Genomic DNA, 12,460 nt, shown 5'->3' with positions numbered 1-12,460 from the left:
AGTATTGATAAACTGGATAGTAAAAACAATTATAATTGAATTATCCGCAACTGAGCATTATTGAACAGAGGGGACATTTTTAGGGGACCAACTAGTTAAGTATTAGACTTAATTATATTTCTGAAAAATCATCCTATGGGTGTTCCATTAGGCAGTTTCATATCTGGCTTCAATAGAATTACATCACCCTTTTCAGGTACACCTCCAAGGACTAATACCTCTGACTTAAAGCCTGCAATTCGTCGAGGAGGAAAATTGACTACCGCAATTACTTGTTCTCCGGTAATATCTTCAGCCACATATCTTCTAGTAATTTGTGCACTAGATTTCTTTATTCCGATCTCATCTCCAAAATCAATCTCAAGCTTGATCGCAGGAACTTTTGCTTCGGCGAAGAATTCAGATTTAATTATTGTTCCAACTCGAATATCCAGTTTCAAAAATCATCAATAATAGCCATATAGCATTCTCCCTTTAAATGATATTTTCTTAATTTATTTGCTTATCTACTTTGATTCTGATATTTAACAGTAGTGTAATTGACGGCTTTTACCCAGAAATACATCCCCATGCCGAGTAGAGTCATCATCCCTCCTATAAATTGAAAGCTAGTGATTGTTTCTCCCAAGAATAGATAAGCTAGTATTATGGCGAGAACAGGCTCACCAATAATCCCTACAGAAATAGTAGTTGCACCTAAAGATTTCAATAACATATTAATAATAGATTGTCCCAAAATAGTTGGGATTAATGCGAGTAAAAAGAAATAGATCCAGTCCGAAGAGTTATAATCTATCAAAGAGAAATCGTTTGACAAATTGTAGATTAACAAGACGCTTCCGCCAAGGAAAAAAACAATAACACTGTATAAACTTGCTCCTATTTTATGACTTACTTTTTGTCCTGCCAGCATATACGCTGATACAAAAACGGTTCCTAATAATGATAAGCCATCTCCTATTAACGCCACTCTAGAAACTCCAAAGTCTCCCCAAGCAATAACTATTGAACCCAGAAGAGCAATCACTAAACAAAGAATGTTTACCACATTTACCCGTTCTCTGAAGATGAAGTATGAACCAATCATTACAAATAAAGGCTGCAATGATAATATCACCATAGAGCTTGCAACTGAAGTATAAACTAAAGACTCCATCCAAAATAAGAAGTGTAACCCAAGAAAGAGACCCGCTAAGAAAACAATACTCCAATCTTGTTTACTCATCTCCAGACAGCGAAGCTTTTTCCATGATACAAAAGGAAGCAATAAAATTACAGAAGCAAACAATCTATACATGCCGGCTACAGAGGTGGGAGTATTTGAAAATTTTATCATGATGGAAGAGATCGAAATAGATAAAATACTAATAAAAAGCAAAATGTACGGATATGACGGTTTATTTGATTTCACATATAATCCTCCAAAATGTTCTATCTACTTCCTGTGCACAGAGTGATAAAATCAAGATTGGATATAATAATATCATCATCATTGTTTAAATTGTGTCATTATATCGTTGTATTATATATAAATATCATCATTTTAGAAGGGACGTCATTAGATGTCAAAACTGCTGCACGAGAACATTCTTTTTCCTGATGCTTCATTTCCATACATTATGTACACAGCTAACTCTCGGAAAATTATCCCTGAAGGACGAGGATTTAATGACTTACATTGGCACGAAGAACTTCAGATCACTTTGGTTACTCAAGGTAAACTAGTTATACAAGTGAATGGTATTGATTATGAATTGAAAAATGGCCAAGCCATTTTCATCAATAAAGGTGCCCTTCATGTTACGACGCACCTGACTCCTGACGGTCAGTATGTGAGTTTCAATTTTCCTGAAAAGCTGTTGGTCTTTTATGCAGATAGTGCTATGGAAAAAAATTATGTATCACCTTATACGAACTCTTCCTTACTGTCTCTAGTAATTAAAGGAGATGCTGAATGGCAAAGAGATGTACTAAACATGCTTTTGGAGCTGAAGAATAGATTTGATATGCCAAAGAAATGGGGATGGGAATATGAGGTTTCTATCAGAACCGTACAACTCTGGTTAACCTTGATATCTAATATTTCTCTCTCCTTTGAGGACACAGCTAAATACGTAAAAAGGCAGCAAGAACGACTTCAACTCATGCTTTCTTTCATCCATCAGCACTACGCAACTAATATAACTTTGCAAGATATTTCTGATGCTGCTCATTTAAGTGTTTCAGAATGTACCCGTAGTTTCAAAAAGACCCTTCATATCACACCGTATGAATATTTAATAAAGTACCGGATTAAGAAAAGTATGGAGCTATTAATTTCAACTGATTATACAGTAACTGAAATTGCCCATAGAGTTGGTTTTAATCATGTTAACAACTTCATTCAGTCCTTTAAAAAACATCAAACAAGAACACCTAAAGATTTCCGGAAATTAAGAAATGAAATCAAAATCCAAGATACTTTGCCAATAGACACTCCTGGACGGGGGCCGGAATTGTTTTAAACTATATAAAAAAAGTGGCAGTCACGAAGGCTTTTTTGCCCTGTTTGACTACCACTCACTGTTTAATATCCCATATCCTTTAATATTTTGGATAACGTGCTCAGACGCTCACCGATCATTTCATCGTCATCGCTAAGAGCTTGATTAAATAGCTTAATATCTTCATTAATTCGCTCATTATCTGTACATACCGCTACAGTCATCGCATCCCCTTGCAAGCCAACTCTGTCGATGACGGGCTGCTCCGGGTCATATAAATTCTCATATCGATACGCTTCGCGGAAATGTTCTAACGACCGGCAAATTAGAATGGACAAATCAAGCACGCGATGAAGAGGCAGTTCTTCTGATTGTCTGGACCATTTTTCCCCGGTATATCTCCATACCTTAGCAGAAATATCGACCTTTCCTCGATCATTCCACTGCGCCAATCCTAAGGAAAGACCTTTCGCATCTGTGTTTCCAGCCATTCGGCCGTCAACCTTCTCATAATTCTCCGATACGACAACAGGCTTATGTTTTAAAGTTGTAGGTATTTTCATGTTTTTTTTCTTCCTTCCAGTTACTATTTTACTAATTTACTAAACGACGGTTTCATCTTATCTTGGATTTCATCGTTAGTCAATTCGTGGTTTGTTATAACCTTTATCTCCGTAGGGCTGTAACTTCTCTAACCATGGCTTTAAGATTTTCTTCCGTTCCCAGCGCATATCAGTTACCTTATCTATCTCCTTCTGTTCTAGTACCTCATAAGTGAACGCATCCGCACCGAATTCTTTCCAATCCTTCTGGAGCTGGGCATTTGCAAATCTCCCTGAATCCAACTGCATTTGCAGGGTAAGCCATTTGTTTTTCAAATTAGGATAGCTGTCGATAAATATTTTGCCGTTGATTTGGTTTTTGATTTGAGCAACACCCATATAAATCTTAATCTGTTTGTACTCCTCGATCAGCTCTTTGCGTTTATTCATATCCATATCTTTCTCTCCTTATCTTAGATAATAAATTCATGGAAATTGTAGTTGGATTTTCATTTTCCCAGCGATTCCAGCTCCACATTGCTTCTTATCTTAACCACAATAGGAAGCAGAAAAAGCGCACCGATAATCACAAATACACCACTCGCCATAAATACGCCCATCAAGGAGAACGTATCCTTAAGGTAGCCGGAAATGAACATGCCAACCACCATCATTCCCATAAAAATAGGCATGATTGCTCCTGAAACTCGGCCAATAAAGGCCCCTTCGGTATTTCGCACAAGAAGTGTCTGAATCCCTCCTTGAATGCAAGGGTAAAACAAACCACTGATCACCAAGAAAATAATCGTCAGCCAAATTTGCTTAGAAGCTCCCATTCCAACCGTACAGACGGCATTGACGAGTAAGCCTATCAAAAGCAATAGCTGTGGCCTTACTTTTTTGGCTATCCCGATTATTGCAGTTCCGCCTACTAACATGGCTGCCCCACTAGCCATCACAAGCCACTGAAGAAATTGTTTGTCCTTACCTAAATTCTCGATGACAAGAAAAATCTGAAGCGGCTGAGTTAGCCCTGATGCCAATCCCACCGCCGAGAAAGTTAAACTAAGTGTTCTTAAGGGTTTACTCGATCCGATGTAACGCAAGCCAGCCGTTAACTCTTTGATGAAGCCGCTGGCTTTACCTGACTTCGGTTCTTCTTCATCCCGAGGAAGGGAAGACAATATAAGCGAAGAGCCCAGAAACATAACGGCTGTCAGGATCAGAGATACGTGAATTCCAAACTTAATAAAAATAAACGTACCAATAATGGGTCCCAAAACCGTAAAGACAGCGACAAGGGTTTGGGACATCGCCATAACGCCTTGCAGCTGTTCAGCTGGCACATGTCTCTTGTACAGTTTCATCGCCGAAGGCTGAGAAAATTGAGATAAGCTGGCAGATACAAAAGATCCGATAAGAAGCGCAATCCATTCGCCATTCATGACCGCAATCAGCACCACCCCGACGGACAAGCCAGATAACAAATCGCTCCATACCATGGTTCTCTTCGGCCGCCATCGGTCGGCAAAGGTCCCACCAATAAGACCAAAAAGAAAGATCGGTGCAAATTCGGCAACTGATATCAGAGATACATCTACCGGATTATTATTCGTCAATTCAGATACATAAAGAAGGACGGCATAATTCCGGATCCATATTCCGAGCTGCAATAACACACGGGAGAGGATAATTGTTCGAACATAACGATTAGAAAACATTTTAATTCCCCATATCCTTTACTATTTTTTACACCTTCTCAAAACTCTCCAACATGACAACATGATTATGTTTAAACGTTGTTGGTATTTTCATTGCACCACTCCTATTTACTAATTTACTTATTTACTAATTTACTAAATCACTGCTTCATTTTATACAGGATAGTGTCGTTCGTCAAGCCGTTTTCAGTCTCGATATTCCACAATCCTTTTTTTAAAGGTGTTAATTGATTCTGTAAACAAATAAAAAAGTGGAGCAACTGCCGTAGCATTTGCTCCACTTTTTTATGTTTATCTAATTTCAAAAAATTCTTTAGCGTATTCGACAACGCCATGGACATCTGAGAGACCGTCATCTATAAGCTCAACGGCCATAAAATTATCGTCTGAAACTTCGAAAGGTGCTTCTATACCAAATTGACTAGCTTTTTTATAACCAAACTTCGGATAATACTTATCATGACCCAAAACGACAGAGCCTTTATATCCAAGCTGTGTTGCGATTTTGTGGCCTTCAGTAATCAGTAGCTTCCCTATGCCCTTGCTTTGCATTTCTGGTAGTACTGCAACAGGTGCAAGCGCAACCAGAGTTTGATCACCCACTAGAATTTCTGTAAAAAGGATATGACCGACGATCTTATTCTCATATTCAGCTACAAGAGATAACTCCGGAATAAACTTTGTCGAGCTCCTTAGTCTATTTACCAAATTGTGCTCATCATGATCTGAATGTTCCGCATTTTCAAATGATTTTTGGACTACATGGTAGACTTCGTTAATATCTTGAGCTTTTTCTTGTCTAATGATAATGTTCATTGATTTAATCTCCTGATCATGGATTTGAGCTCATTGCTTTCTATTCTGGGTCTTGGATAACCGTTAATAGTTACCTGAATCATAGCTCGTCCCAATTGTTCCGATGTAATGACACTGTTTAACTTCTTTAGCAAGGGATAAAGTGGCTTCATCACATCATAAAAAATCTGATACACTTTTGTTTTGGATTGTACGCCATATAGGGGTAGAATCACACCTGGTCTGAACATATATGCGTCCTTAAAAGGTAGCTTCAACAGATCGTTTTCTGTCTTCCCTTTCACTCTCGCCCACATAGAGCGTCCTTTTTCCGAACTATCCGTCCCACTTCCAGAAACATATATAAAGGTCATTTGAGGGTTCAATCTTGCTAATGTTGTTCCGGCGGATAGCGCGATATCATATGTTACTCTTTTATATTCCTCTTCCTTCATACCAGCAGAGGAAACCCCAAGGCAGAAAAAGCATGCATCATAACCTGTGATTTCATGTTCTATACTTGATAATTCAGCTACATTGGAAAGTTGAATTTGTCTTAGTTTTGTATGTTGCTGCTCTGTCTTTTTACGCCCAATCGTAAGTATTTCTTGAACTCTATCATCCATCAAACATTCACGTAACGCGCTTTGACCAACCATACCTGTAGCTCCAAAAATAATGACCTTCATATCATTGACTCTCCAATCTAAAAGATGATTCTATTTCCAATATTAACAGGCATTTTCGAAGCCAACAATCTTTTGGCGTAATCATGGATTGTAACAATGTGCTTGCTTCTTCATCCTTTATAATCATGCAACAACAGAAGGATTCCCAATTTCCGCTTCACCTAATATAAAGTCCTAGAAAGCTATACTATAAATCTATTAAAGTTTGACCTTGTTTAGGATCAGTGAGACGAGCATATTCTATCGAGATTGATAATAGAATGAATGAAATGAAACTCACTCCAAGCCCTTCAACTTAACTATGATGCCCTAACCCCAGCTAGTGGCCTGGGAGGAATAAGTGAAACGATTAACGGAGGTGTTTTTTATATGCAATGTATTTTGTGTGGTCCTTCTCCAGCCATCAACGTATTCCATGAGTATAGTTCGTTTACACTGATGCGGTGTAGCAACTGTGGTCTTATCTTTAGAGCGAATATTGCGGAGGTTGATACAACCGGCTTAATCGCAGATATTTATAATACAGAATGGATTGCAATGCGTGAAAAATATGCTCAAGCTACCTATTCTGATCATGCTCTGTTTAATTTAATGCTGCTGGAAATGTTCAGTCCAGAAAAAGGAGCATTGCTAGAGTTTGGTTCTGGAACAGGTGAATTTTTACATGCAGCTGAAAATGGCGGCTGGAGAGCGGTTGGCATTGAACCCTCACAAATGTCACGAGCCTATGCCAAATATAAATACGGTGTGGATCTGGTTAAAGATGAATGGAAAAGCACCCAAGACGATGACTCGGCTGAAAATCCTGATCTTCCTCGTTATGATGCGGTAGTGTTCTGGCATGTGCTTGAGCATATTTCCGATCCATTTGCATTTTTGAAGGATATTCGTAATCTTTTGACAACGCAAGGGAAAATTTATTTCAGTATACCCAATAGCCATTCATTAACCAACGAAGTCTACGGACCTGAATCACCGTTATTTATTGAACCCGATCACCTGTATCATTACACGGACGCTAATGTGCGTGAATTACTCAATCAGGCTGGATTTGAGATCATTTCGATATTCACGCGGCAGCTGGTCTCTGTTTCGGATGGATTGATCGATGCACATCCTCACTATGGGCCGAATACTCCATTTGTAGAGCGAATGGCATTATTGGCCAAATGGCAAGGCGAACGTCGCGGACATGAGATATGTTGTGTGGCCAGCCTGAAGGAATAATTTATTATACTTGCAAGAAAAAGAGCTGGAGCCAAATACACTAGGCTCCAGCTCTTTTGTGATGATTACAATCCCATAATTCTATAAATCAAAGCAGCAGCCTCCGCACGGGTGGTCAGATTCAGTGGTCTGAAGGTTCCGTCGGAATAACCATTGATTATCCCTGACTGCTGCAGGTACTCAACTGCTTCCCTGGCATAAGCTCCGATTTGCTTCTGATCAGCAAATACTACGGTATTGCTGGAGTAATCCGGCTGAAGAGCAGCTAAACTCCGAGCGCGAAACAAAATAACAGCCATTTCTTGGCGAGTAATCGGTTCTTTTGCGCTAAATAAGCCTTCGCTGCGTCCGTTAACCAGCTTCAGTGCCTGAGCCGTTAAGACAGCTTGGTAATACCAAGTGTCAGGACTCACATCTTCGAAAGTACTGCTGCTATCGGCCTGAAGGTCTAGAGCTGATACTAGTAGTTGAACAAACTCAGCTCTGGTGATTTGGCGGGCAGGCTCATATTTGCCATCGCCTGTGCCGTGCACCAGGTCACGGGAAGCCAACGCTTCTAGGATAGCAGCGTAGTCCGAATTGACATCAGAGAAGTGTATATCTCCATTCGCTGCAGCGTATAATCCGAAGTTCCGTGTTGTAAAGGTGATGCTCTCTGTACCTGAAACGTATTTGGAGTTCTTGACCACTTCCGCCAGCCCCTCGCGGGTAATAGAATAGACGATGGCTTGATTCGGCGCTTCACTAGGATTCAATTTATATCCAAACGATACCTTCATTGCCGCAGTTTGACTTAATGTTTCTATTTGCTTTCCGTCTACCATCAAGGAGATCCGGTACACGGCATGCGTTTTCCATTTCTCTTTTAATGAAACAGAAAGGGTTGAAGGATCAACAAAATGAATGGACAGCTCCAACTGCTTGGAACCTTCCGGAATATTGCTACCCATCTTGTCAATTGGGAACGTCACGGTGGTTTCACCTGCTTTTATTGTAAGAGAGATAACATTATCTTTCAGTTCGGTAACGGGCAATTGAAAGGTTACTCCCTTAGCTGTGGCATCTAATTTAGTAAGCTCAAGTGCCAATGCACCATCTTGCACACCCTTCATCGCTTTTTGAATTTCTCCAGTAGGAAGCTGTGCAAGGCGCATTCCTTCAGCATCAGGTGAAGCCTGAATCTGAATACGGCCGGCTGAGATTATATTCACTGGATTAACTATTTTCCCTCCACTGTTACTATTGTTACTGCCATTATTGCTGCCGGACGAACTGCCAGGCGTTTCTGTTCCCCCGCGGTCTTCACTCCGTACCACTTTCAAAGTGTAGGTCTTTGTTGTTGTTCCATTTGCGGCGGTAACTTTGATGCTGACGCTATTTTCTCCTACTTTTAGTTCACTTCCGCCAGTTACTGTTAATTTGGCTTTCGGATCTAAAGGTATCCCTGTAACAGTCACGGCTGTTTTAGAAAAGGGTACATTTATTGTATAGGTCAATGTATTACGGTCAAACCCGGGAATATCTGTACCCTCCATACTCAAAAAGCTCAAATCAGCATTATCACTCGGTTGTGTCTCCTCCTCATCTTCGACATTCATAAACTGGAAGGTGCGGAAAAGTGCCGGATCCTTCGCAGCGCCTATGCCTGATCCCCACTCAATATACCCTTTTCGGCCCGCACCATCATTATCGTTAACCAACATCGAGAAGCTCAAGACATTGCCTCCCGCTCCTCGAATTGGACTTACTTCACTCCAAGGTAGTGCCAGTGCATATGAGGTAATCTTAGTCGCTTCATCTCGGGTTACACTTAGAGTTCCTTTGGTCAACACTCCAGTAGCAGCACCTTTCATGGACAGCCAGCGGTATATTTGCGGCCCCTCCGGCGTCTGTGAAATTCCGTATTCATACCAGGATTGGCTATCGCCCGGTACACCGGGAGCGAGGCTGAATTGAATACTGTCATTTTGCCAAATATTAATCCCGGAAGCGTTATGGCTGAATACATCATCACGGATGTCGGCAGTCAAATAAATGTTATCCTTGTCCCAGCGTAGTTGTGCTGTTCCGCTAAGATCATCCGCACCGTTATACCCGCTCAACAAAGGGGTTCCGTCTGCAAGATCAATCAGCGCGGGAGTTCCTGTGTCTGACTGATGCTTCATCCGGTTAATATCTATGTTTTGCTTGAGGTGAATTGTCTCATAGCCTTCAAGGTCAACGGTCAAGTCAAGAGGATATTTGACACCTTCAGAGAATCCCGGCAAGGGTATTGGATAAGTAAATTTGTTATTCGGAGCGATTTCTGCTAGTTGCGACTCGCTACCGCTGAGTTGGCCACTTCCTTCCCCTATTTTCCAGGAAATTTTGTTAATTTTCAGAGGGTCTACTCCAGAACTGTTTGTAAACTGAAGTTGAAGGGATATGCCTCCGTTTCTACCATCTGTAATATGAGGAGCAATTTTTAAGCCTTGAAAATATAATCGCAGATCATCTACAGGTGCTTCAGGCAGTGTGGCAGGATCAAGTCCGGGTCCATTATAGGCTCCGATATTCGGTGGATTTTCTGCTGAAACAGCATTTCCCCAATAGTCCCGACCGCCATTATCTGCAATAATAGCACCAGCACCAAGTGCAGGAGAACCTTCTCTCAGTTTGTAACCGTCCACTGTATTCCAGCCAATTCCACCGCTGCCCTGAGCAACCAAGAGCGGATTCGCTGTGACGGAATTCGTATTTTCCGGCTCGCTTACTGGATGATTTCCATACAACAGGTTGTGGTCGAAGCTGCCATTTTCCCCGGGCAGATTATAACCTCCCTGTCCAAGGTTGTAGACCAGATTGTTCCTGAACGTATAGGGAGCGTTGATATTTCCCGCGTCGTCCCATTCATGGTCGATTATTTTGGTGTTTTGCCCAGTGCCGATATAGATCGTATTGTTATAGATTTGCGTATCCGGCGTAACCCCGCCTGCAAAATTAAACGTATGCGTCAGATCATTCTGGCTGATGTTGTATCTGACTACATTGTTAGAGGAGCCGATAAGCACTCCTGGAGTTAAACGGGCATCGACAAAAAGCATGAATCCGCCCTTATTTCCATGGCTGTAATTATATTGAACTACACTGTCCTTAGTATCGATATCCAGATTGAAGCCCTGTCCATCTCCCTCTGGTTTATTTGTGTTAAAGGACTCATTAAACTGCACGATATTATTCTTGCCCCGGGTCGGCCAGATTGCGGCTGAGCCGTTAAACTCGCCTTCTTCGGAGTAGTTCCCACCTTCTTCTGCTATGTTATGCTCAATTAACGCTCCGTCCGCACCGAAGGTGAGGATGCCGTCGCTGTCTGCTTGTTTGACATAATTTCCGCGGATCGTAACATTGACCGTAGCATAGTCGGCTCCGTTGAAACGCTGATCCCATACCACAATTCCTGTCCGTCCAATTCGTTCGACCGTGTTGCCTTCGATCCATACCCCATCAAATTTGTCCGTTCCCGTCGTTCCACCCACATATACGGAGATTCCACCGAACGCATGTGGACCCCCTTCTGCACCGGAAACTGTCGGATAACGGAAGCTGCTTGATACATCATGTATATAGTTATCCTGGATGCGGATATTTCTTAAAGTTCCTCCGTTTGCGTTCTCCACCATTATGCCTTCCCGGTAAATGGTTCCTCTCTCGGAAACATAGTTTGTGACCTCCAGATCCCGGATGCTCCAGTTTGAGGCGTTGCGCAGGTATACAGCTGCTCCGGCCATGCCTCCACCATTGATAGTCGGTTTACTTCCGCTGCCATAGGCAGTGATTGTTATCGGTTTATCGTCTGTTCCGCTACCCTTAGGATATAATTGTTCGTTCCAGATTCCACCCTTCTTTAACAAAATTCGGTCTCCAGCCTCAAAGGTGGTCTCGTTCACTACAGAGAAGGTCTTCCAGGCTGTCTCAGGTGTTTTTCCATCATTGCTGTCGCTGCCTGCAAATGAATCGACGTAATAATCTCCGTCTCCACCGCTGTTCCCTCCATCTCCAGGCAAGCGATTGGACAAGGAGACCGATCCTAGCTGCATCAGCCAAGGGGCGGAATCGCCGCTGAGCTCGATTTTTAAATAATGAATGCCTGAAGGAATCCCTTGTGCTGGGGTATAATTCGTCCCGGTCCAAGCTGCATCTCCTGTAGATTGTGGAGCTTCATGTATTGCTGAAATCTCTGTCCAGGTGGATGCATCCGCCGATCCATAGAACTTTATGCTTCCGCTAGACCCGGCAAAGGAATGCAGACGGACGATGAAATGCTGCAAATTATGCAAATGGTACACAAGTGATTCTGCCGAATCTGCTGTTCTCACTGCACGAGAATGATCTCCACCAAAAAAAGTGGGATTGCTTGTATCTAAAGACCAATTTGTACTAAATGCATACAGCTGTGAAACATCATCAAGCTCATCATTAATCGTTTGGGGTGCAAGTGATACATTGGAGAGCGTAAGGTGTCCAAGCTGCATCAGCCAGCTGTCGAGGTCGCCGCTGATCTCGATTTTGAGATAATTGACATCATTCGGAAGTGCACCGGCGGGCGTGTATACTGTTCCATACCAACCAGAACCGGTTGCTGTGGGACTGTCATTAATGACTGGAAGCTCCGTCCACGCTGTCGCATCACCCGATCCGTAGAACTTGATTACGGCTGTTGAGCCAGAGAAATAATAGGCTTGAAGCGTAAACGACTGAATTCCTGTTAATGAATAAACGGCATAACCGGTATCCGTGGATGTCCTGACCAACCGCGTAGCATCTCCGCCGAAGAATTGAGGATTGCTGCTGTCAATCAACCAATTCTCCGAACTCAGCTCCGCTGCTGGCAAAGCAGTGAAATCATCGGCATACGTCTCTTCAGCATGGGCAGAAGCACCCATTACTGGGAACACTGTCGTAAAGATCAGAACCATCATTAGCAGTGATTTTGCGAGTTTTTTTAACATTGTTGTGTTATTCCC

The 12,460-nt window shown here is 42.1% G+C and carries 9 protein-coding genes and 1 pseudogene; 2 read left to right on the top strand and 8 right to left on the bottom strand.

Annotation, left to right across the window (positions count from 1 at the left end):
• Positions 1-128: 128 nt before the first annotated feature.
• A pseudogene (csaA, locus tag H70737_RS14755) lies at positions 129-460 on the bottom strand (chaperone CsaA).
• 42 nt (positions 461-502) lie between these two features.
• Positions 503-1,411, bottom strand: coding sequence for a DMT family transporter (locus H70737_RS14750; RefSeq protein WP_042188377.1), 909 nt, complete (start codon positions 1,409-1,411; stop codon positions 503-505).
• Between the two features lie 151 nt (positions 1,412-1,562).
• On the opposite strand from H70737_RS14750, the gene H70737_RS14745 reads away from it, so the two are divergent.
• Positions 1,563-2,504 carry an AraC family transcriptional regulator gene (locus H70737_RS14745; protein ID WP_042188375.1) on the top strand — a complete coding sequence of 314 codons (942 nt, stop codon included), beginning with the start codon at positions 1,563-1,565 and terminating at the stop codon, positions 2,502-2,504.
• Positions 2,505-2,566: 62 nt separating this feature from the next.
• Here the strand turns inward: H70737_RS14745 and H70737_RS14740 are convergent, their stop codons facing one another.
• From H70737_RS14740 to H70737_RS14720, 5 genes are all read right to left on the bottom strand, one after another.
• Entirely contained in the window at positions 2,567-3,046 is a 480-nt protein-coding gene (locus H70737_RS14740; protein WP_042188373.1) for a DUF6530 family protein, read from the bottom strand.
• Positions 3,047-3,121: 75 nt separating this feature from the next.
• A complete protein-coding gene (locus tag H70737_RS14735) occupies positions 3,122-3,481 on the bottom strand; it encodes a GIY-YIG nuclease family protein (protein ID WP_042188371.1) in 360 nt (119 codons plus the stop codon).
• Between the two features lie 53 nt (positions 3,482-3,534).
• A complete protein-coding gene (locus H70737_RS14730) occupies positions 3,535-4,746 on the bottom strand; it encodes an MFS transporter (RefSeq protein ID WP_042188369.1) in 1,212 nt (403 codons plus the stop codon).
• 291 nt (positions 4,747-5,037) lie between these two features.
• Positions 5,038-5,562, bottom strand: a complete 525-nt coding sequence (locus tag H70737_RS14725) for a GNAT family N-acetyltransferase (protein WP_042188367.1) — start codon at positions 5,560-5,562, stop codon at positions 5,038-5,040.
• Positions 5,559-6,230, bottom strand: coding sequence for a Rossmann-fold NAD(P)-binding domain-containing protein (locus tag H70737_RS14720; protein WP_042188365.1), 672 nt, complete (start codon positions 6,228-6,230; stop codon positions 5,559-5,561). The genes H70737_RS14725 and H70737_RS14720 overlap by 4 nt, the downstream gene beginning before the upstream one ends.
• A 369-nt stretch (positions 6,231-6,599) precedes the next feature.
• Here H70737_RS14720 and H70737_RS14715 point away from each other — a divergent pair, with 369 nt between their 5' ends.
• The gene (locus tag H70737_RS14715; protein ID WP_042188363.1) at positions 6,600-7,457 is read left to right on the top strand and encodes a class I SAM-dependent methyltransferase; all 858 of its coding nucleotides are present in this window, start codon (positions 6,600-6,602) and stop codon (positions 7,455-7,457) included.
• 65 nt (positions 7,458-7,522) lie between these two features.
• On the opposite strand, the gene H70737_RS14710 is transcribed toward H70737_RS14715, so the two are convergent.
• Positions 7,523-12,445 carry an S-layer homology domain-containing protein gene (locus tag H70737_RS14710; protein WP_042188362.1) on the bottom strand — a complete coding sequence of 1,641 codons (4,923 nt, stop codon included), beginning with the start codon at positions 12,443-12,445 and terminating at the stop codon, positions 7,523-7,525.
• Positions 12,446-12,460: the final 15 nt, after the last annotated feature.

It is taken from the genome of Paenibacillus sp. FSL H7-0737 (assembly GCF_000758545.1).
In the GTDB taxonomy this organism is placed as follows: Bacteria; Bacillota; Bacilli; order Paenibacillales; family Paenibacillaceae; genus Paenibacillus_AQ.
This window is presented reverse-complemented; position numbering and strand designations above follow the sequence as displayed.